At 42.3% G+C, this 20,268-nt stretch carries 21 protein-coding genes and 1 riboswitch; of the genes, 14 read left to right on the plus strand and 7 right to left on the minus strand.

The window, feature by feature from the left end:
• Positions 1 to 146: 146 nt before the first annotated feature.
• The 3 genes from bshA (at position 147) to DUL71_RS20885 (ending at position 3,203) form a co-directional block, all read left to right on the plus strand.
• Entirely contained in the window at positions 147 to 1,289 is a 1,143-nt protein-coding gene (bshA, locus tag DUL71_RS20875; protein ID WP_114939907.1) for an N-acetyl-alpha-D-glucosaminyl L-malate synthase BshA, read from the plus strand.
• Positions 1,290 to 1,396: 107 nt separating this feature from the next.
• Positions 1,397 to 1,588: a hypothetical protein gene (locus DUL71_RS20880; protein WP_091215242.1), complete on the plus strand. Its 192-nt coding sequence runs from the start codon at positions 1,397 to 1,399 to the stop codon at positions 1,586 to 1,588.
• 110 nt (positions 1,589 to 1,698) lie between these two features.
• A riboswitch (Fluoride riboswitch) is annotated at positions 1,699 to 1,763 on the plus strand.
• A gap of 57 nt (positions 1,764 to 1,820) precedes the next feature.
• Positions 1,821 to 3,203 carry a voltage-gated chloride channel family protein gene (locus DUL71_RS20885; protein WP_114939908.1) on the plus strand — a complete coding sequence of 461 codons (1,383 nt, stop codon included), beginning with the start codon at positions 1,821 to 1,823 and terminating at the stop codon, positions 3,201 to 3,203.
• A gap of 3 nt (positions 3,204 to 3,206) precedes the next feature.
• Here DUL71_RS20885 and DUL71_RS20890 read toward each other — a convergent pair whose 3' ends face one another.
• Entirely contained in the window at positions 3,207 to 3,953 is a 747-nt protein-coding gene (locus tag DUL71_RS20890; protein ID WP_114939909.1) for a class I SAM-dependent methyltransferase, read from the minus strand.
• A 195-nt stretch (positions 3,954 to 4,148) separates the two neighbouring features.
• Here DUL71_RS20890 and DUL71_RS20895 point away from each other — a divergent pair, with 195 nt between their 5' ends.
• From DUL71_RS20895 to DUL71_RS20910, 4 genes are all read left to right on the plus strand, one after another.
• Entirely contained in the window at positions 4,149 to 4,997 is an 849-nt protein-coding gene (locus tag DUL71_RS20895; RefSeq protein WP_114939910.1) for a helix-turn-helix domain-containing protein, read from the plus strand.
• A 95-nt stretch (positions 4,998 to 5,092) separates the two neighbouring features.
• The gene (locus DUL71_RS20900; RefSeq protein ID WP_114939911.1) at positions 5,093 to 5,788 is read left to right on the plus strand and encodes an alpha/beta hydrolase; all 696 of its coding nucleotides are present in this window, start codon (positions 5,093 to 5,095) and stop codon (positions 5,786 to 5,788) included.
• Between the two features lie 110 nt (positions 5,789 to 5,898).
• A complete protein-coding gene (locus DUL71_RS20905) occupies positions 5,899 to 6,756 on the plus strand; it encodes a helix-turn-helix domain-containing protein (protein WP_114940211.1) in 858 nt (285 codons plus the stop codon).
• A 180-nt stretch (positions 6,757 to 6,936) separates the two neighbouring features.
• The gene (locus DUL71_RS20910) at positions 6,937 to 7,731 is read left to right on the plus strand and encodes an alpha/beta hydrolase (protein WP_114939912.1); all 795 of its coding nucleotides are present in this window, start codon (positions 6,937 to 6,939) and stop codon (positions 7,729 to 7,731) included.
• Between the two features lie 521 nt (positions 7,732 to 8,252).
• Here the strand turns inward: DUL71_RS20910 and DUL71_RS20915 are convergent.
• Positions 8,253 to 8,873: a polysaccharide deacetylase family protein gene (locus DUL71_RS20915; RefSeq protein ID WP_114939913.1), complete on the minus strand. Its 621-nt coding sequence runs from the start codon at positions 8,871 to 8,873 to the stop codon at positions 8,253 to 8,255.
• 101 nt (positions 8,874 to 8,974) lie between these two features.
• Here DUL71_RS20915 and DUL71_RS20920 point away from each other — a divergent pair, with 101 nt between their 5' ends.
• Positions 8,975 to 10,420 carry a TolC family protein gene (locus tag DUL71_RS20920; RefSeq protein ID WP_114939914.1) on the plus strand — a complete coding sequence of 482 codons (1,446 nt, stop codon included), beginning with the start codon at positions 8,975 to 8,977 and terminating at the stop codon, positions 10,418 to 10,420.
• Between the two features lie 36 nt (positions 10,421 to 10,456).
• Positions 10,457 to 11,794 (plus strand): efflux RND transporter periplasmic adaptor subunit, encoded by a 1,338-nt coding sequence (locus DUL71_RS20925; RefSeq protein WP_114939915.1) that lies wholly within the window; start codon positions 10,457 to 10,459, stop codon positions 11,792 to 11,794.
• 252 nt (positions 11,795 to 12,046) lie between these two features.
• On the opposite strand, the gene DUL71_RS32790 is transcribed toward DUL71_RS20925, so the two are convergent.
• The 3 genes from DUL71_RS32790 to DUL71_RS20935 are packed head-to-tail and all read right to left on the minus strand — an operon-like array spanning position 12,047 to position 12,632.
• Positions 12,047 to 12,151: a PIN domain-containing protein gene (locus DUL71_RS32790; RefSeq protein ID WP_425270981.1), complete on the minus strand. Its 105-nt coding sequence runs from the start codon at positions 12,149 to 12,151 to the stop codon at positions 12,047 to 12,049.
• Positions 12,130 to 12,435 carry a PIN domain-containing protein gene (locus DUL71_RS20930; RefSeq protein ID WP_114939916.1) on the minus strand — a complete coding sequence of 102 codons (306 nt, stop codon included), beginning with the start codon at positions 12,433 to 12,435 and terminating at the stop codon, positions 12,130 to 12,132. Before DUL71_RS20930 ends, DUL71_RS32790 begins: the two co-directional genes overlap by 22 nt.
• On the minus strand, positions 12,426 to 12,632 hold the full coding sequence (locus DUL71_RS20935) for a hypothetical protein (RefSeq protein WP_112574770.1): 207 nt from the start codon (positions 12,630 to 12,632) through the stop codon (positions 12,426 to 12,428). The genes DUL71_RS20930 and DUL71_RS20935 overlap by 10 nt, the downstream gene beginning before the upstream one ends.
• A 140-nt stretch (positions 12,633 to 12,772) precedes the next feature.
• Between DUL71_RS20935 and DUL71_RS20940 the strand changes: the two genes are divergently transcribed.
• From DUL71_RS20940 to DUL71_RS20950, 3 genes are read left to right on the plus strand one after another with little or no spacing between them, the layout of a single operon-like run.
• Complete coding sequence (locus DUL71_RS20940; RefSeq protein WP_114939917.1) at positions 12,773 to 13,780, plus strand: NAD(P)H-dependent glycerol-3-phosphate dehydrogenase; 1,008 nt, start codon at positions 12,773 to 12,775, stop codon at positions 13,778 to 13,780.
• Between the two features lie 33 nt (positions 13,781 to 13,813).
• Complete coding sequence (locus tag DUL71_RS20945) at positions 13,814 to 14,125, plus strand: hypothetical protein (RefSeq protein ID WP_114939918.1); 312 nt, start codon at positions 13,814 to 13,816, stop codon at positions 14,123 to 14,125.
• A gap of 47 nt (positions 14,126 to 14,172) precedes the next feature.
• Positions 14,173 to 14,493, plus strand: a complete 321-nt coding sequence (locus tag DUL71_RS20950) for a hypothetical protein (protein ID WP_112574767.1) — start codon at positions 14,173 to 14,175, stop codon at positions 14,491 to 14,493.
• Between the two features lie 141 nt (positions 14,494 to 14,634).
• On the opposite strand, the gene DUL71_RS20955 is transcribed toward DUL71_RS20950, so the two are convergent.
• Together DUL71_RS20955 and DUL71_RS20960 are read right to left on the minus strand one after the other, a co-directional pair.
• The gene (locus tag DUL71_RS20955; RefSeq protein ID WP_114940212.1) at positions 14,635 to 16,479 is read right to left on the minus strand and encodes a DEAD/DEAH box helicase; all 1,845 of its coding nucleotides are present in this window, start codon (positions 16,477 to 16,479) and stop codon (positions 14,635 to 14,637) included.
• A 374-nt stretch (positions 16,480 to 16,853) separates the two neighbouring features.
• Entirely contained in the window at positions 16,854 to 17,321 is a 468-nt protein-coding gene (locus DUL71_RS20960; RefSeq protein WP_112574766.1) for a DUF4293 domain-containing protein, read from the minus strand.
• 127 nt (positions 17,322 to 17,448) lie between these two features.
• On the opposite strand from DUL71_RS20960, the gene truA reads away from it, so the two are divergent.
• Together truA and DUL71_RS20970 are read left to right on the plus strand one after the other, a co-directional pair.
• Positions 17,449 to 18,264: a tRNA pseudouridine(38-40) synthase TruA gene (truA, locus tag DUL71_RS20965; protein ID WP_114939919.1), complete on the plus strand. Its 816-nt coding sequence runs from the start codon at positions 17,449 to 17,451 to the stop codon at positions 18,262 to 18,264.
• Between the two features lie 213 nt (positions 18,265 to 18,477).
• Positions 18,478 to 20,229, plus strand: a complete 1,752-nt coding sequence (locus DUL71_RS20970; RefSeq protein WP_114940213.1) for an ABC transporter ATP-binding protein — start codon at positions 18,478 to 18,480, stop codon at positions 20,227 to 20,229.
• Positions 20,230 to 20,268 lie beyond the last annotated feature (39 nt).

Here is a 20,268-nt window from a genome sequence, read left to right on the forward strand (position 1 = left end):
TTCTAATATACGTTTAAACACACGGAATAAATTTAAGTTGCGGGGCCATTAAGCGATATTATCATCCGGTCATCATTTTACACAGCCTTAACACATTTGATGTAAATTGCTGTTAAACTTGCACCAATTAAAACATATTCATATTAATGAAAATCGGGATTGTTTGTTACCCAACCTTTGGCGGAAGCGGGGTTGTTGCCACCGAACTTGGTAAAGCCCTTGCAGACCGTGGTCACCAGGTTCATTTTGTAACCTATAACCAACCTGCGCGGTTGGATCTCTTTTCCGAAAACCTTTTCTATCACGAAGTTTCGGTTTCTAACTATCCGTTGTTTGATTTTCCGCCATATGAGCTGGCCCTGGCAAGCAGGCTGGTTGATGTGGTACGTCATGAGCAGTTGGATGTATTACATGTGCATTATGCTATCCCCCATGCTTCGGCCGCGTTTATGGCTAAGCAAATATTAATGACCTATGGCATTTATATCCCGGTAGTAACTACGTTGCACGGTACCGATATTACCCTGGTTGGTAAGGACCGTACCTTTAAGCCGGTTGTTACTTTTTCTATCAACCAAAGTGATGGTGTAACGGCTGTATCGCAAAACCTGAAGGACGATACCTATAAGTTTTTCGATATTAAAAAGGATATCCTCGTGATCCCTAACTTTATCGATCTTACCAGGTTCAGCCTTAAACCCAAAGATCATTTTAAGAAAGCGATTGCGCCGTCGGGCGAAAAGATCCTGGTGCACACGTCCAACTTCCGTAAAGTAAAACGTACCGAGGATGTAGTGAAAATCTTTGCCAAGGTGATTAAAAAGATCCCATCTAAATTGTTAATGGTGGGCGACGGCCCTGAGCGCTCTATGTGCGAGCAGCTTTGCCGCGATTTGGGTGTTACTGATAATGTACGCTTTTTGGGTAAACAGGATGCTGTTGAAGAGATCCTTTCTGTATCTGATTTGTTCCTGATGCCATCTCAATCAGAAAGTTTTGGTTTGGCGGCACTGGAAGCTATGGCTTGTAAGGTGCCAGTAATAAGCAGTAATGCAGGTGGTTTGCCCGAATTAAATGTTGACGGAGTAACAGGATTTTTGAAAGAGCCCGGCGATATTGATGGTATGGCAGAAAAAGCAATATTTATTTTGGAAGATGAAGAACGTTTAGCTAAATTTAAGGAAAATGCGCTGGCGCACGCCAAAGAGTTCGAATTATCTACCATTTTGCCCAAGTACGAGAACTTTTATTTAGAAGTAATTGAGCAAAATAAGGCTAAGGCTGTTTAACCAACAGTTGTAATAAACCTGATACAATTCTAAAAATATTCTTAAAAAGTTAAATTTTATCGGTTTCGTTAATTAATTTAGTTTTTCACTCCTAAAAGTTAAAACTTATGGCAAAGCACACACTAAAAAGCGGACAACTCCTTAAGTACATCGGAAAGAAATGGAAAAACCTGCATATAGGTCATCCATTAAAATTTATGGGGTACGATGAGAATAGTTTCGCCGACATCTGGGTGGAATACCAGGGTAAATTAATGCTTCTGGCTCTGAAGGATGTGGAAACACTAAGCATTGCTTAAGTAGAATAACTTGAGCCGGTCGGTTCAAACCGGCCTGGAAAAATAGCCTTACTCATGCATACTTGCTAAGTAAGGCTATTTTGTTTTAGAAAAAAGAAACCTATATTAGCATCACAAAAGGAAATGGTGTCTTCCTATTTAACCGCTCTAAAAAGCTGATGGCGCCTACAGATAATTAACTCACAGGCTTTGCTCTGTGCTAATTTTTTGTGGGCAAATAAATATCAGCAGTATGCAAAACCAACTTTTTTCTTCGCAACATTTCGCAATCCTAAAAAATGCCCTCCGGTGGACGATCATTATCATTCCTATAGCTGTAGTTATAGGTAGTGCGGTGGCTTTGTTCTTGTGGTTGTTAAGCTGGGCCATTCATTTCAGGTTTGCACACAAATGGCTGTTGTACCCGTTGCCACTGGCCGGTGTAGCCATCTTTTTTATCTATAAGCTTTTTGGCGGTTCTGCTGAAAAAGGGAATAATTTAATTATCGACGAGATCCATAATCCCGGCGGAGGGGTTCCTAAACGGATGGCCCCGTTGGTGCTCATTACTACCATTATCACGCACTTGTTCGGTGGCTCGGCCGGGCGCGAGGGCACTGCCGTGCAAATGGGTGGCAGTTTAGCCCAAATGATAGGTAAGTGGCTTAAGCTGAATGATGCTGATACGCAAACAGTACTTACCGCGGGTATAGCCGCAGGTTTTGGGGCGGTGTTTGGCACGCCATTAACCGGCGCTGTTTTTGCCATGGAAGTATTAACCATTGGCCGGGTACAATATAACGCACTGCTGCCTTGCCTCATCGCTGGCATTGTTGGCGATGTAACCGTGGCCGCCTGGGGCGTTCATCATACAGCTTATCATATTGATATTATTCCTGTTATGCCGCACTGGTTTTCAGGCTATATTTCAACCGATTTGTTGCTGATCGTTAAAACTATAGCAGCTTCAATCGCCTTCGGCCTTACCAGTTACCTGTTTGCAAAAATGGTTCATGGTATTAAAAGCTTTTTTACCAAATACATAAAAACGCCCTGGCTTATCCCTTTTATTGGCGGCTTGATCATCATAGCGCTTACTTTCATTAACGGAAAACCCGATTATTTGAGCTTAGGTGTGGATGCCGAACATTTGGGTGCCGTTACTATTCCCTCGGCTTTTCATACAGGAGGTGCCGATACCTGGAGCTGGCTCTGGAAAACAATTTATACTACAGTAACACTTGGCACCGGCTTTAAAGGCGGCGAGGTAACACCGCTGTTTTATATAGGCGCTACTTTGGGCAATACGTTATCCGGCTTGCTGGATGCGCCGGTAAGTTTGTTTGCCGCATTAGGGTTTATAGCTGTTTTCGCGGGGGCAACCAATACGCCGCTGGCTTGTACCTTTATGGGTATTGAGCTTTTTGGAGGCGAACATGCCCTATTGTTTGCCGTGGCCTGCTTTACCGCCTACCTTTTTAGCGGGCATACCGGTATCTATGGTTCGCAAAGAATTGGTGTAACCAAACTCAGTGATGATCCGGCTGATGATAAGACACTTTCGGAGGCGATGAAAAAGCGCAGTTATTTATACCAGAAACTGGCAAAATACAGTCCATTAAAAGGAAACGATTAAGATTTACCTGGTAGCTGTCACTACGATATAAGGTGATAACAGTTTTGATTCAACCGGGATAATTTTGGTGAAAACCTTGCCTGCTACCCAAACCAGTTTGGTGATTGCCTTAGCAATGGCGGGCTTATTTGCCTTGTCTTCCAGCCAGACAGAAAATTTGCCGTAGTAATAAGCTTCAACATTTTTCAGCCCAAGTTCCTTGCAGTAGCCGGCCAGTAAGGCTGGGTTCATGCTGCTGACGTTGTGCTTTTCGTAGTTGTTAAGATCGTAGTTGCGTTGTACCCATCCGTTAACCCCGGTGAAGTTTGGCAGGGTAATGAACAGCGTACCCCCTGGTTTCAGGAAAGAAAGGTGTTTTTCGATGATGCCTTTGGTATCGTTAAAATGCTCAATCAATCCGCATGAAAGCACCAGGTCATATTCGGTTTCGGGTTGATATTTGAACAGGTCGCCTTCAATAACCGCGATATCTTTGTCATCAAGCTGATTGGCATCCAGTACCTCTTTCAAAACTTTAGGGTGAACGTAGAAATCAAACAGGGTGGTTTTTAACCCGAAGTACTTTTTCAAAAAAATAGCGAAATAACCCGGAAAGCCACCGAGCTCAATGGCCGACGCTGGTTTGTTAACATCCGTAATGTTTTTTAGCAGCTTATGAAAAGTATAATTAGCCGGCACATTAAATGCCAGGTCTTTTTTTGATTCCCAGTAACCAGCCCAAAAGGCCTTGTCGGTGAGTTCGTTGCTCATGGGTGCAAAGGAAAGATAATTAAGTAAGAGTTCAAAACACTGTTATTTTGTAATGCGTGGATTTTGAGCTGGTATCGTCAACAGGAAATAATTACAATCATCCGGGAATTAAACATAGCTATGTTAAGCTAATGAATAAGCAACTTTGTGTAATTAATTAAACAACAGTGCAATACCTGTATTAAATTTAACAAGATGGGCAATGAACTTATTCCTACAATCAAACTTGATGAAGTAATTGAGCTTGGTTTGCAAGTGGTTGACTATAGAAAGGCAGGCGATCTTCATTTTCTTAAAAGCCCTCACCGCAACGAACATTATCTTTTTGTGTTGGTAAAGGAAGGTAACCTGAAACTCATCGTTGATTCACACGAGGTGTTGATACCCGCTCAATCTGTTTATTATATTTTGCCGGGCCAGGTAATGCAGCATTTTGATACCGAAGCCGATGCCTACGTTATTGCCGTGGATGCCTTTTTGCTTCATCAAACTTATAAGTTTATCCTTGATGAAGGTTGTTTTGCTCAAACGCCGGTTGCAATAAATCCGTTAAAGGCCGGAAGATTGCAAACTGCTATTTCGTTATTGCTTGCCGAGGTCACAGATAAAAGCTTTAATAGTTTTAAAGAGCACGTTAAACGCGGTTTAATAGATGCGGTAGCAGGTATGTTTACCGGGGAATATGCTGATAGCGCAATAGCGCATGGAAGAAAGGATTCGAGCGCTGTCAGGATCACTACGGCATTTAAAAGGTTGATTTTTGCGGAATATAAAACATTAAAGAAGCCCTCATCATACGCCTCGGCATTGCATATATCTACTCCCTATTTGAACGAGGCAGTTAAAGAGATTTCAGGTAACACAGTTAGTTATTGGATCCAATACATGATCATGATAGAGGCTAAACGCCTGCTGATCTATACCGATAAAACCATTAAGGCCATTGCTTACGAGCTGGGCTATGCCGACTATACCTATTTTTCAAGAATGTTTATTGGTATGGTAAAAATGTCGCCGGTGGCCTTCCGGAAAAAATACCGCTAATTGTACATGTGTTTCCGCTATTCGTACATTGTTTTAAACTCAAACAGTTTGTTGCTTTGTGATAAATCAAACCATTATAAAACAACAGATTAACTATGGGAAACTTAAAAAATGTCGTTCTCGTGCATGGCGCGTTTGCCGACGGTTCGGGCTTTAAAGCCCTCTATCAAATCCTTACCCAAAAAGGATATAATGTATTGGTTGTACAAAACCCGCTAAGCTCATTGGAAGATGATGTAAAAGCAACACACGTTGTATTGGACAAAATTGGCGGACCGGCCATTCTTGCCGGACACTCATGGGGTGGCGCTGTTATCACCGAAGCAGGTAACCATCCAAATGTGGCCGCACTGGTATATATTGCGGCATTTCAGCCGGATAACGGCGAGTCGGCATTACAGTGGCTGCAAACTGCGCCTCCGGCACCTGAAAACGGTGTGCTACCTCCTGATGAAAAAGGTATTGTATACTATGATAAAGACAAATTTCACGCAGGGTTTTGCGCCGATATCGATGCCGACGAAGCTGCTTTTATGTATGCCTCGCAAGGAGCGTTTTATGCAAAAGGTTTTGTTACACCAATAACAGACGCGGCCTGGCGGCATAAACCAACCTATGGTTTGATAGCCACAGAGGATAAAAGCATCAACCCGGATATTCAGCATACGATGTACAAACGGTCAAACACCAAAGTTACCGAGGTAAAAGGCAGTCATGTGATTTTCATGTCGCAGCCGGAAATAGTTGCCGGAGTGATCATTGAAGCAGCACAAAAAGCTTCTGAAGTTTAAAAGCAGTTTAATACTATATCATGAACATCCGTGTACATTAAAACGTGTATGCGGATGTTTTATTTAAAACCTCATCAAACTGCCCTATATTTATCAGCAAAAAACGTTCAATGAAGTTAACCGTATCAGATCATAAAACCGGGGGAGATCTATTATTGCTCAGCGGGGAGGAAAGTTTTGATCGCTTTTTTTACACCCGGGATAAGGCAAAGAAATATTTTACCATAGCCTGGAACAGGGGCGGGCAGCAAACTATCAACATAGATGGCACCAATCACCTATTCAACACGAATACATTACTGCCGCTGATGTTTGATCAAACCTTTACTTTCGAAAAACCTGCCGATATTGTTGCCTGGCAGTTTAACCGCGAATTTTACTGTATAGTTGATCATGATACCGAAGTAAGCTGTGTGGGCTTCCTTTTTGGCATGGGAGATTTATTGTTCATTCCACTGGATGATCCTAATGCTTTAAAGCTGAAAGTATTACTTGATATTTTTACCCAGGAACTGCATATTAAAGATAACATCCAGAACGAGATGCTAATCATGCTATTAAAGCGGTTGATCATTATGGTGACGCAGATGGCCCGTACAGAATATATCCCTGCGGAGAACAACCAGGATCAAAAGCTGGATATATTCCGGAGGTTTAACCTGTTGGTTGAAATGAATTTCAAAAACGAGCATTCAGTCAACTTTTATGCGGGACTGATGAATAAATCGCCCAAAACACTATCGAATATTTTCTCGCTTTATAACGATAAGACCCCTCAGCAAGTGATCCAGTCGCGTATTATTGTTGAAGCCCGGCGGTTACTTAGCTATACTACCAAATCGGTTAAGCAAATTACGTATGAACTGGGTTTTGAAGATCCGGCCTATTTCTGCAATTTTTTCAAACGGCATACCAAACAATCGCCTGCCGAATTCAGAAGCGAAAAAACACAGCCTGTATTGGCATAATTAAAGCTTTTTTTAGTTTAAGCCGGTAAATTATTTGCCGGCTTTTTCATTTTTACAGGGGTTGTTTAATCCCTCGGGAAGAAATTACAATCTTTCGGGAACTGGCGACATTTCGCACCTGCCACATTTGGGGCACTTTTGTATTGTTAAATCAAACACAACATTTAAAAACAAAACAATATGAAAACTCCGTCATTCAAAAGCAGTATTAAAGCAGGTTTGCTTAGTCTTGTATTAGTCCTTGTAACAGTTTTAGGCTTTAAATCATCTGCACAGGCTCAGGCCGTTAAAAATGTGGTATTAGTTCACGGCGCATTTGCTGATGGATCTGGCTACAAAGCACTATTTACCGAACTTACCAAAAAAGGATACAATGTTACTGTGGTGCAAAACCCACTATCTTCTTTAGAAGACGATGTTAGAGCTGTAACAGTTGCTCTCGACAAACAAGACGGCCCTGCTATACTGGTAGGACATTCATGGGGTGGCTCGGTAATTACCGAAGCGGGTAACCACCCAAAAGTAGCAGCCCTTGTTTATATAGCAGCCTTTCAGCCAGATAAAGGCGAAACAACCGTTCAATGGTTGCAGACTGCTCCTCCAGCTCCTGAAAATGGCGTATTAGCACCCGACGATAAAGGCATAGTTTATTATGACAAAGCTAAATTTCATGCCGGTTTTTGTGCCGATATTAGCAAAGAAGAAGCCGATTTTATGTATGCTTCACAGGGCGCCTTTTATGCTAAAGGATTTATTACCCCTATCTCTAACCCTGCCTGGAGAAATAAACCTGCTTACGGCATAGTTGCTACCGAGGATAAAAGTATCAACCCAGATATCGAACGTGCCATGTACAAACGCTCAAATACCATAATAACCGAAATAAAAGGAAGCCACGTGGTATTTATGTCTCAACCAAAAGCAGTTGCAGCTGTAATTATCAAAGCAGCGGAAAATGCTGCCGCCAAAAAATAAATAAAAGCATTTTTCAAATAGCAAGAAGCTGTATATTTTATGAACATGCGGCTTTTTTGATTTATACGAAACTTCCTTTTGAGGAAGCTGTCGGCACACATCTCCAGTTTCTTGCGCCGTTAGGTGCTACCCTAATCATCGATGTTTATATTTAATGCTGAGAGGGTAGCCTCTACGAGGCAAAAAATTATTAGCGTTATTTTTCTACAAATGGGTATCCCCTCCGGGGAACTCGAAGTAATAAGACTGCTTACAAACAATAACTCATAGCATTAATAGAAAACCATACCCTCTGCTACCGCAAGGTACAGCCTGGTGGTAGCGGAGTAGCCCTCCACGTCATTGCGCGGCACGAAGCAATCCCCGATTAACAGGTCCGCCCTGTATAGTTCGCGATTGCTTCGTGCCTCGCAATGACGTTTTTATGTAGGATTTATGGCTTACCCTTTGAAATTCCTCCGCTACCGGAAGCTGTGCCTTGTGATAGCAATAGGCCATTTATTGCTGCAAACTGCCACTGCCTACTGTAAACTCTTAAAACTATACCCTTCCTTACTCCAAACTTCTAAAGCCCTGGGCAATACATGCTCTAATCGCTTAAAGGCTTTGATGCTGTCGTGAAAAACCACCATTGATCTTGCTTCGGTATGTTTAAGCACACCTTTTAAACAGTCTTCGGGTTTAAGGGCCATATCAAAATCGCCGCTGAGCACATCCCACATAAAAATATTCAGATCGGGTTTGGCCGCTTTCAACGCGCGGACCTGCGCCCTCTTTATCCGCCCATAAGGGGGCCGGAACAAGGGTGTATCCAGCAATTTATCGGCTTCTAAAAAATTATCGAGATAGGTCTGAGTATCGGTTTTCCAGCCTTTAAGGTGGTTGAATGTGTGATTGCCAATGGCGTGACCATCGGCTTTTACCTGTTCAAAAATATCGGGGTGTTTGCGTACATTGTCGCCAATGCAAAAAAAGGTGGCTTTGGCATCATATTGTTTTAAAATATTTAATACAGCCGGTGTAACAATTGGTATAGGGCCGTCGTCAAAAGTGAGATAAATGCAACGGTCAGTTGATCTTATATCCCATGTTAGTTCGGGATAGAGCTTTTTCAGCAGCCAGGGAGTTTTAACCAGGTACATACAGATGAGGTAGTTTGTGTTTTATCCCTATTAACAACATTTAACAAAAATAAACACTGCAATGTAATGAACAGTTGCTTACCATTGTATAGAAAAACCTTATGAAACTAAAATTACTACTATCAGTTAAAGCAACGCTCATTTGCACAATTATATTTTCGGTATGCGGCTTTAATGCCCGCGCGCAGGAAGTAATTGGCCTGCAAAAGGCGGTAGATCTTGCCCTTGATCGCAACCTTACCATTAAACAAGCCGAGTTTACCGCTGCTGTTACCAACGAAGACCTTCAACAGTCAAAGTATAACCAGCTGCCAAATTTAGCGGTTAGTCCGCAAGGCTCGTTCAATTTTGGTCGTAATATCGACCCTTCAACCAACCAGTTCAGCAATCAGCGTATCCTGGCGGTTAACGGCAACTTTACCTCGCAGTTGACTTTATTTCAAGGCGGACAGTTGCGTAACACGGTGATCCAGAATAAGATCTTACTTGATGCCGATAAAACCAACGTGGCCAAGGTGAAAAATGATCTGATCCTGAATGTGGTTACTACTTACCTGTTGGTGCTAACTAATCAGGATTTGGTAACTGCTGCTCAGCAACAAATTGATGTATCCAAAATAGCCTTAGATCGTGCCCAGAAAAATTTCGACGTAGGTAATCAAACTCTTGCCGATCTGTCACAGGCCAAAGCACAGCTGTCTACCAACGAGCTCAACTATACCAATGCCGAAAATCAGCTGGAGCAGTCATTGCTAACCTTAAAGCAATACATGGAAATGGATCCGGGTACAGATATTAAAGTTGAAAGGCCGGATATCAGCAAGCTCAATAATGTACAAACAGTTTATAACGCCCAGGAAGTAGTGAAAACTGCGCTCGCTGTAAACCCCGACGTATTATTAGCAGAGCAACGCCAAAAAGCTGCCGCGCAGGGTGTAAAAATAGCTCGGGGTAATTATTATCCATCGGTGGTATTATTTGGTGCTGCAGGTTCATACTTTTCTGATGCGAAGAATACACCTTTTGGTGTTACGCCAACAGGTAAATTTGATACCGTTGGTTTTGTTCAAAATTCGCAACAAGCGGTTGTAGTACCCAACTATAAGGTTGGCTATAAAAGTAATCCATTTTTCAGGCAGCTGAGCGATAACTTTAATCAATCGGTAGGGGTTAGCTTGCAGATTCCTATTTTCAACAGGTTCCTTTCGCGCACCGCGGTACGCAAAGCTAAATTGCAAAACCAAAATGCGGAAGTTACCGCGCAGTTGGCCCGTAATAACCTGAGTAAGATCATTTACCAGGCTGTTTGGGATTTGCAGGCTGCCGACAAGCGTTATGTATCTGCTACGCAAACCTATAATGCAAATAAAGACGCGTTTAACATTATACAGCAACGATATACTGTAGGTTTGGTTAACTCACTTGACTACAATACATCATTAACCAATCTCAATAAATCGCAGTTTGATATGATTGAGGCACAATATCAGGTGGTTTTCAGAAGCAAAGTCATTGACTATTATTTAGGTAACCCTATAACACTATAATAAAATCTTAACCGTAAAATATCCAAATTCACCGTCATGGGAAAAACTACTAAATATATTCTGATAGGTCTTGGCGCCCTGATTGTCCTGCTGATTGTTGCTAAGGCAACGGGCCTGATAGGTAAGCCTGCGCTAACCCAGGTAGCTACCGAAAAGGCCGAAACACGTGAAATCAATGAAACCGTATCGGCCAGCGGAAAGATCAAACCGCATGTTGAGGTTAAGATAAGCCCGGAAGTATCTGGTGAGGTGGTTGAACTGCCAATTAAAGAGGGTGATGTGGTAAAGAAAGGCCAGCTGCTTTGTAAGATCAGGCCAGATATTTTAAAATCAGGTTATGACCGTGCTATCGCGTCATACAATACGCAAAAAGCAAGCGTAGGTAATTCAAACCAGATGCTTAAGCAAGCCGAAGCCACCTATAATAACCAGGCAGGTATCTACAAACGCAGTAAAGAGCTTTTTGATAAAAAGGTATTAACCATTTCGGAATTTGAAAATGCCAAAGCTGCTTACGAAGGTGCTAAAGCATCTCTTGAGGCTGCCAAACAAAACGTGGTTGGTTCACAGTATGGTTTAGCCCAGTCGCAGGCATCGGTTAAGGAAGCTCAGGATAACCTGGCAAAAACTACCATCTATTCGCCGGTTGATGGTGTGGTTTCAAAATTATCAGTTGAAAAAGGCGAACGCGTTTTGGGTACGCAACAATTTGCCGGTACCGAGATCATGACAATTTCTGATTTAAGCAAAATGGATGTTAATGTTGATGTGAATGAGAATGACATTAACCGTATTTCTCTCGGTGATTCATCAAAAATTGAGGTCGACGCGTTTTTAGGCAAGAAATTTACCGGTGTGGTAACTGAAATAGGAAGCTCGGCAAACGTTGTAGGTACATCTGCCGACCAGGTAACCAACTTTACCGTAAAAGTGAGGATCAATGCTGAATCGTATGTTGCTTTGTTAAAGAAAACCGCCGATAACCCGTCACCATTCCGTCCGGGATTAACGGCTACTGTTGACATCAGCACTAACTCTGCTAAAGCATTGTCGGTACCAATTCAATCGGTAACTACCCGTGAGGAAAAGAAAGAAGAAAATGGTCCACCTAAAGCAGATGACGATAAGAGCAAGCCACAGATCAGCCCGATAGCTAAGGAGTATGTGTTTGTGTTGAATGCTGGTAAGTTGAAACAGGTACAGGTAACCACCGGTATCCAGAATGATAGTTATATCCAGATCTTATCCGGTTTAAAAGGAGGTGAAGAGGTTGTATCGGCTCCGTATTCAGCCATTTCAAAAACGCTTAGCGACGGTCAAATGGTTCAGAAAGTAGATAAATCAAAGCTATTTAACGCTGATAATACCAAGTAATTGATTTTAGATGCGCAGATTTCAAATGTGCAAATGAAGAGTTAGATTTTGTAGCGCCCGGCGAAGCCGGGCGTTTTTATTATGCATAGAGATATCATATTAACTGCCGCGGGTTTAGCGATAGCGTAACCCGTAGTGTATAAATGGTTTAAACTTTTCCGCTTAACTTATATTCTCCGGAAGCTGGAAGCTTCCCCAATGCTAAACCACAGGTTACGCTATCGCTAAACCTGCGGCAGTGTAAAGGAGTAATCAAATCCATGGATTAACAATTTTTAACCCGCTGATTTTATCAAAATCTTTAATATTCCTTGTAACAAGAGTCAGATCATGAACTAATGCGGTAGCTGCAATAATAGCGTCGGGAAGTTTATTCGATTTGTTTTGCGGATTTCAGCAGTTTTAAGCTTTATAGCATTTTCGAGTTCAAAAATAGTTACATCGCCAATAAAATCGGTCAGCAATCGGAGATCGGAGTCAGAAGCCGTTTTCCAACATAGTAACTCAATCTCGGTAATTGCAGATATTGAGGGGAGGCTGTCTGCTAATAAATCTTCAATGAATTTTTCTGTTTCGGGTGGAAATTGTTTTTGAAGAAAATAGATAGCAATATTACTATCCCAAAGATATTTTACTCCCATCCGTCTCTTAATTCTTTTAATTGGGCATCAACGTCGGGAATAGGCTGTTTAGTCATTGCTCCTTTATATTTGGCAATCCAACTTTTATTGGAATTTTCCTTAACCTCTGTGTGTACGCGAATCAACTGAAGCAGCTCCATATCTTCCAGAAGCTTCATTGCCTTTTCATTTATAATGTCTACTGTTACTGTTGTCATTTTTTAATCGCTGTTATACAAATTTAATCAATTCTTGCCTTAAATTGCTGCATCTAAAAGTCATTAGGCCAATCTGCATAATATTTCATTAATTTGCTGTGCCGATTAAAACCAGGCAGCAATATTTCTATTATTTATTAATGGGTAAAAAATTAAACAAGATCACAGTTGTTGGCGGGGGAAGCTGGGCTACGGCCAATATTAAAATGCTTATCGACAACACTACCGAAAAAGAAATTTTTTGGTGGATGCGTAATGCCGAAGCTGTGGAACATTTGCAAAAGTTTGCGCACAACCCGCACTACTTAAGCTCGGTAGAGATCAAACTTCCCGAACAAAATATATCTACCGATCTGAAGCCGCTTATCGCGGTTGCGGATATCGTACTGCTTAACGTACCTGCCGCTTTTTTGAAAGAAGCGCTAAAAGATATTACTGCGGCCGATTTGAAGGGGAAAAAGATAGTATCGGCTATAAAGGGTATAGTGCCTGACGAAAACCTGATAATTGCCGAATTTCTTCATCAAAAATACGATATATCGTTTGATGACTTTATGGTGATCAGTGGTCCGTGCCATGCCGAAGAGGTTGCGCTTGAAAAATTATCGTACCTCACCATAGCTTCCGGTGATACCGAGCTGGCTTCGGAATTTGCAGGTATGATTAATACCCGGTATATCAAAACCAATATTTCTGACGATATATATGGCACCGAATATGGCGCGGTATTAAAGAATGTTTATGCCATTGCCAGCGGTATTTGCCATGGTGTTGGCTACGGCGATAACTTTCAGGCTGTGCTTATCTCAAACGCCATTCGCGAATTAGAGCGTTTTGTGGCCGCTGTGCACCCTATTGACAGGGATATAAAAGAATCGGCCTACCTGGGCGATCTGCTGGTTACCGCTTATTCACAGTTTAGCCGTAACCGTACATTTGGTAATATGATAGGCAAAGGGTATACTGTAACATCGGCACAGCTGGAAATGAATATGGTTGCCGAAGGATACTATGCAGTAAATTGCCTACACGAGGTTAATAAGCAATATGGTGTAAGTATCCCTATTTGCGAGGCCGTTTATGCTATTTTGTATCAAAAACGCTCACCTGTGATAGAAATGAGAAATTTGGCCGAAAAATTGAGTTGATTCTTACTAAAAGAAACTTAATTACTGTCACTTATGAAAAATCTGTTTAAAGTAGCTTTGTTTGCCGCTGGCACATTTATGGTTAGCCCCGGCTTTGCCCAAACGCATAAAGATTCGACCCTTGGCGGTAAAATCAGTAAGACCACTAAAAAGATAGGGCACAAAACATCAGAAATTGCCGTTAAAGGCGCAGCTGCGGTAGCCGATAAAAAATATGCCGGCAAAGTTGGCCCTAATGGCGAAACCATCTACATTGATAAATACTCACACTATTTTTATGTGGATAAGAAAGGGCATCGTGTGTACTTAAAAAAATCTCAGCTGGTTGATAAGCCGGCCCAATAATTAAATTCGACAAAAGGCGTAAGCCGTTCTAAAAATCCTGATCCGTCATGAAAAAGTTTGCTCCGATATTTGCTGCAGTTGCAGGCATGTTACTGGTATATTCTTGTTCTACCGCGCCGGCCCCTAACAAAAAGCTGGAAGGTAACTGGAAATCAAAAGATGGTTCAACCAAGCTTTCCATAACCGATAAAGATTTTATTATGGATGATGGGCAGGCCAGTAAAGAGGATTATTTTGTAAAAAGTGATACTATTTACACCTCATACCAGGGGAGCAGGCCTTATACCAAGTTTTGTATTAAGGAACTTACCGATAGTAAGCTAACGCTTTGTTATCCCGACTCGGATATTGTTGAATTTAGCCGTTAAACAACAAAAGCCTTTATTCCCGTATGCAGCGGTTAAAAGGCTTTGTTAACAAAACTAAACTAAAACTAATGCTTCTTACTAAAGGAAGCTCATGAAAACCACCACATGCTTTGCACATGGTGGTTTTTTTATGATGGATGATTAAAATCTCCTTCTGCGTTCCGGGCGATCTTCACGGGGCTTGCCTGAAAAATCACGGAAACCGCCACCATTGTGCTCGCGACGCTCGTTGCCACGGTAACCACCGCCTTCGCGACGTTCGCCACCACGGTAACCGCCTTCACGACGATCTCCGCCACGGTAACCACCACCTTCACGACGCTCGCCACCACGGTATCCGCCTTCGCGACGCTCGCTGGTGCCTTCGCCTGAAATCTCAATCCTTACCGGGCGACCTTTGTATTCTGCTTCTTTGAAGCTGGTCATTACTTTATCAACGTCTTCGTTCTGAACTTCAAAGAATGAGTAAACACCTTTAACATCGATCTTGCCTACGGTACGGCCGCTGATTTTAGTAGTATTACAGATGTAACCCAACAAATCGCCACGGTTAAACTCGTCAACCGAACCTAAGTTTATAAATAAACGGGTAAAGTTGCCACGTACGCCGTTGCCGCGTTCGCCACGATCTTCAGACCTGTTACGGCCTTCTTCGATGCTGGCATTCAGGTCAGGAGCGTTTTTGTAATAATCAAGGAAACGGTTAAACTCAATTGAAGCAAAACGTTTAATGAAATCTTCTTTGGTGAAGTCTTTAAACTCGTCGTAAATACGTGGCAGGTATTGCTCAATCTGCTCTTCGTTAACAGTTACATTATGTACTTTGTGAACGATAGAGAACAATTGTTTTTCGCAAACATCAAAACCTGTTGGGATTTCGGCTTTTACAAACTTTTTACCAATAACACGCTCAATCTGGCGAATTTTGCCTAATTCTTTAGCGTTAACGATAGAGATTGATACACCTGTTTTACCTGCACGGGCTGTACGGCCGCTACGGTGGGTGTAGTTTTCAATTTCATCAGGTAATGAATAGTTAATAACGTGTGTTACGTCGTTAACGTCGATACCACGTGCTGCAACGTCAGTAGCAATTAACAATTGCAGGCTGCGCTCACGGTAGCGTTTCATCACTTTATCGCGTTGTTGCTGTGACAGGTCACCGTGTAATGAATCGGCATTGTAGCCGTCTTTAATCAGTGACTCAGCAATTTCCTGGGTTTCAATTTTAGTACGGCAAAATACGATACCAAAAATATCAGGGTTAAAGTCAACAATACGTTTAAACGCGGCATACTTGTCACGGGCACGTACTATATAGTACTCATGCTCGATATTGGCATTGCCGGTGTTTTTTGCGCCCATGGTAAGCTCAAACGGATTGTCCATGTACTTTTTGGCAATTCGCCTAACTTCTGCAGGCATGGTGGCCGAGAATAGCCAGGTTTTTTTCTCTTCGGGTGTGGTAGATAAGATACTATCAATGTCTTCCTGAAAGCCCATATTGAGCATTTCATCAGCCTCATCCAATACTACATACTTCACAGCCGAAAAGTCTATAGCCTTACGGTTTATGATATCAAGCATACGACCTGGTGTAGCAACTACAATCTGTACGCCGCGTTTGATCTGGCGTAACTGATCCATAATGCTTGCACCACCATAAACTGCAACAACATGTACGTTGTTCATTTTTTTGGCGTAATTCTTAATGTCGTTCGCGATCTGTAAACAAAGTTCGCGTGTTGGGCATAAAACAAGTGCCTGTGGATGATTTTCTTCGAAATCAAGCAGTTCCAACAATGGTAGGCCAAAGGCAGCAGTTTTTCCGGTCCCGGTTTGGGCTAATCCGACAAAATCGTTGCTGCCTGTTAACAATACCGGGATTGACTGCTCCTGGATTGGTGTAGGATTTTCAAATCCTAACTCAGAGATGGCATTAACAATATCATGACGGATTCCCAGTTCAATAAATGGGTTGTTCATGAATTTAAATAACGAATTTGACAACATCGTCAAATCGGGCGCAAAGATAGTGTTAATGTTTTACAATTCCAATAGCTTGGTTAGGATAAAATTGCGTTTGATGATATTATTGCGAATAAGCTACTAAATAGCTGAAAAAAAACCAGTTAATTAATGATCTCATAACATGAATTTTATTTTTTGAGGGTTTTTGAACTTGCTTTTTTGATAAAGAGCTTGTTTGCAACGACGAAAACTACAGGTTTTTCAGTCTTTTTTTACATCCGGATCACAAGAATCAGCTTGTTATTTAACCCAAACTAAAAACATAGAAAAGAAAAAAGCCAGACTTATGACTTCTGGCTTAGTACTGTTGACTTAATGTTAATATAGGCTTACCTCAACCTGTCGGCCGATTTCACCAGTTTCTCGTCTTTTTGAATGCTTTTTTGCGCAAAGATGATGAGTATGATACTTAACGAGGTAAGGAACAGCCCAATACCCATGGTGTGGGTGTCAAGTGTAATGCTACCGGCAACGCCTTTAACGGTTTGCGCCATCCAAAAGCTATAACCAATGAGCACAAGTATAGCGCTGTAGCAAAATGCTATTTGCTGCTTGCGGTTTTTATATAAAAAGATAATAACCAACGGCACGAGGGCTACAATAGCGGTTATGGCGGTAAGCGCTACAAATGTTTGGGTATGTTGCTGCGCGCCGTTAACATCCTGGTAAATACCGGTAACCATAATGCTTGATGGTTTATCATTAATATAAACGTTATGGGCAAGCGGGAAAAAGAAAAGGCCAAACAGCACAAGGCTGGCGAATAAAAGGTAAATGCTTTGGATGCGTTGAAGCATAGTATTAAAATTATATGGGCAAATATAATTGTTTTGCTTATAGAATGTAGCCGATTTGTTGCGGCCCCGAAATACTATGACCAAATTATGAACCCTGCATCATTGGCAGATTATTAACTTTGCCTTTGTGAACATCAATCAGCGTTATTTTATTGAACTGGCTTATAATGGTACTGCTTATCACGGCTGGCAGGTACAGCAAAATGCCGTAAGCGTGCAAGAGCTGTTGAATAAAGCCCTGAGCACCATACTTCGTCAGCCGATTGACACAACCGGCTGTGGCCGCACCGATACCGGCGTACACGCAAAAGAGTTTTTTGCGCATTTTGATGTTGGAGTCGATAGTCCATGGTCCATAGTCGATAGTCAATCCACCAACCATGGTCTATCGACTATCGACTATGGACAAACCGTTAGAGGCCTAAACGCCCTGCTACCTCATGACATCGCCATAAAAAATGTGATCCCTGTTCATGCTGATGCGCATGCCCGGTTTGATGCTACGGCACGGTCATACCTGTATCATATCCACTTTAATAAAGATCCATTTTTACACGGATATTCATGGCAGTTGCGCGATGTGCCAAATCTTGAGCTGATGAACCAGGCAGCGGCTGTCATGATGGAGTATATTGATTTTAGCTGTTTTAGCAAATCAAACACCCAGGTTAAAACCAATAACTGTAAAATAACCCGGGCCGAATGGCTGAAAACGGATAACGGAATAGTTTTCCATATCACTGCCGACAGGTTTTTGCGCAACATGGTTCGCGCTATTGTAGGTACCCTAATGATGATTGGCCGCGAAGAACTGAAGCCGGAAGCTATCCGCGAAATTATTGAAAGTAAGAACCGTTCAAACGCCGGTACAAGTGTACCTGCCTGCGGATTGTATTTGACGGAGGTTAAATATCCGTACCAACTTGGCCCCCTAACCCCCTAAAGGGGGAACTATGGCGGAGGGCAGGCGAGATTGGATGATATATAATTATACTTTAACTTTGAAATAGTGGCTAAAGAAAAAAAAGATACTAAGGAAGAAGCTTCAACATCAACGAATGGGGAAGCGACCAAACAAGCAGCGCCTCCGCCAGCTGGCGGAGGCGGAGGGGGCGTAACCGGGAAGGCTTTAGACTGGAAGCTGCTCGGCCGGGTAATGCATTATGTTAAGCCCTACAACAAAACATTTGTTATAGCCACTTTCCTTACCATTTTCATTGCGGTCAACGCTTTGATACAGCCTATTCTGATTCAGCGTACGTTGGATGTTAATATTCTGAACGACGATTATAACGGCCTGGTTTTTATGGTCGAGCTCATGATAGGCCAGCTTATTATTCAAACCATTGCCCAGTATTATCAAACCTATTCCACCAATGCCCTGGGGCAGTACGTTATCCGCGATTTGAGGATTGATATCTTTAATCATATTACCAGTTTAAGATTAAAATACTTCGACCGTACACCTATCGGGATGCTCATCACCCGCACGGTATCAGATTTGGAAACTATTGCCGATATTTTTTCGGAGGGGTTAATTTCTATTATGGGTGATATGCTGCTGGTAGTTGCCGTAATTGGCTATATGCTTTGGCAGGACTGGAAGCTGGCCCTGATTACCCTCATCCCGATGCCGTTCCTGTTTGCTTCAACTTATGTATTTAAGGAGGCCATCAAATCATCGTTTCAGGAAGTGCGCACGCAGGTGGCGAGGCTCAATACGTTTTTGGCCGAACATATTTCGGGGATCAGCGTGATCCAGATCTTCGCCCGGGAAGACCAGGAAATGCGCAAGTTTAAAGCGGTTAATGAAAAATACCGCGATGCCAATATCCGTTCAAATTGGTATTATTCGATATTTTTTCCGGTGGTGGAAATTCTGTTTGCCATATGTATGGGCTTACTGGTTTGGTATGGTTGTAAACGGATGCTTTCCGACAGCCAGATGGCAACTATCACCGTATCTGGCAAGGGAATTACCCCAGGCCTGATCACCAGCTTTATCGTGTTGCTTAATATGCTGTTCAGGCCTATCCGCCAGTTGGCCGATAAATTTAATACCCTGCAAATGGGTATGGTAGGTGCCGACAGGATCTTTAAAGTATTGGATACCGATGAGGTTGTTGAAAATAAGGGTACGCTTACCACAGGCAGGTTGCAGGGCGATATCAGCTTTGATAAAGTATGGTTTGCTTATAACGATGAAAACTGGGTACTCAAAAACATTAGCTTTCATATCAAACCCGGCGAAACCCTGGCCCTGGTTGGTGCAACCGGTGCCGGTAAATCATCAACTATTAATATCCTGAACCGTTTTTATGAGATAGGCCAGGGTTGTGTTAAAGTTGACGGGCACGATATTCATGACTTTGATATAAATTATCTGCGCTCGCAGATTGCTACTGTGATACAGGATGTGTTTTTATTTAGCGATACCATTGCTAATAATATCAGTCTGAATAATCCGACCATTACGCGTGAACAGATCATTGCTGCCGCCAAAGATGTTGGCGCACATGATTTTATTGAGCGCCTGCCCGGGGGGTATGATTATAATGTGATGGAACGCGGGTCTACACTATCGGCAGGGCAGTCGCAACTGATTTCGTTTATCCGTGCGTTGGTTTATAACCCGGCAATTTTGGTGCTTGACGAAGCTACCTCATCTGTTGATACCGAAACGGAGATCCTGATCCAGAATGCTATTAATAAATTAATGGAAGGCCGTACAGCTATAGTGATAGCCCACAGGCTTTCAACCATTCAAAACGCCGACAGGATCATAGTACTTGATCACGGCGAGATCATGGAAATGGGCACCCACCAGGAACTGCTTAAAATTGAGAACGGCCATTATCGGAAGTTGTATGACCTGCAGTTTAACTCGGCAGGGATTGTTAAGTCGTAAGTCTTAAGTCAGAAGTTCTGAGTCTTAAGCGGATAATCT

The sequence above is a fragment of the Mucilaginibacter endophyticus genome, from assembly GCF_003351025.1.
GTDB lineage: Bacteria > Bacteroidota > Bacteroidia > Sphingobacteriales > Sphingobacteriaceae > Mucilaginibacter > Mucilaginibacter endophyticus.

Coding starts and splice junctions, on each gene's coding strand:
- bshA (WP_114939907.1), top strand. CDS start 147: ATGAAAATCGGGATTGTTTGTTACCCAACCTTTGGCGGAAGCGGGGTT.
- DUL71_RS20880 (WP_091215242.1), top strand. CDS start 1,397: ATGGCAAAGCACACACTAAAAAGCGGACAACTCCTTAAGTACATCGGA.
- DUL71_RS20885 (WP_114939908.1), top strand. CDS start 1,821: ATGCAAAACCAACTTTTTTCTTCGCAACATTTCGCAATCCTAAAAAAT.
- DUL71_RS20890 (WP_114939909.1), bottom strand. CDS start 3,953: ATGAGCAACGAACTCACCGACAAGGCCTTTTGGGCTGGTTACTGGGAA.
- DUL71_RS20895 (WP_114939910.1), top strand. CDS start 4,149: ATGGGCAATGAACTTATTCCTACAATCAAACTTGATGAAGTAATTGAG.
- DUL71_RS20900 (WP_114939911.1), top strand. CDS start 5,093: ATGGGAAACTTAAAAAATGTCGTTCTCGTGCATGGCGCGTTTGCCGAC.
- DUL71_RS20905 (WP_114940211.1), top strand. CDS start 5,899: ATGAAGTTAACCGTATCAGATCATAAAACCGGGGGAGATCTATTATTG.
- DUL71_RS20910 (WP_114939912.1), top strand. CDS start 6,937: ATGAAAACTCCGTCATTCAAAAGCAGTATTAAAGCAGGTTTGCTTAGT.
- DUL71_RS20915 (WP_114939913.1), bottom strand. CDS start 8,873: ATGTACCTGGTTAAAACTCCCTGGCTGCTGAAAAAGCTCTATCCCGAA.
- DUL71_RS20920 (WP_114939914.1), top strand. CDS start 8,975: ATGAAACTAAAATTACTACTATCAGTTAAAGCAACGCTCATTTGCACA.
- DUL71_RS20925 (WP_114939915.1), top strand. CDS start 10,457: ATGGGAAAAACTACTAAATATATTCTGATAGGTCTTGGCGCCCTGATT.
- DUL71_RS20930 (WP_114939916.1), bottom strand. CDS start 12,435: ATGGGAGTAAAATATCTTTGGGATAGTAATATTGCTATCTATTTTCTT.
- DUL71_RS20935 (WP_112574770.1), bottom strand. CDS start 12,632: ATGACAACAGTAACAGTAGACATTATAAATGAAAAGGCAATGAAGCTT.
- DUL71_RS20940 (WP_114939917.1), top strand. CDS start 12,773: ATGGGTAAAAAATTAAACAAGATCACAGTTGTTGGCGGGGGAAGCTGG.
- DUL71_RS20945 (WP_114939918.1), top strand. CDS start 13,814: ATGAAAAATCTGTTTAAAGTAGCTTTGTTTGCCGCTGGCACATTTATG.
- DUL71_RS20950 (WP_112574767.1), top strand. CDS start 14,173: ATGAAAAAGTTTGCTCCGATATTTGCTGCAGTTGCAGGCATGTTACTG.
- DUL71_RS20955 (WP_114940212.1), bottom strand. CDS start 16,479: ATGAACAACCCATTTATTGAACTGGGAATCCGTCATGATATTGTTAAT.
- DUL71_RS20960 (WP_112574766.1), bottom strand. CDS start 17,321: ATGCTTCAACGCATCCAAAGCATTTACCTTTTATTCGCCAGCCTTGTG.
- DUL71_RS20970 (WP_114940213.1), top strand. CDS start 18,478: ATGCATTATGTTAAGCCCTACAACAAAACATTTGTTATAGCCACTTTC.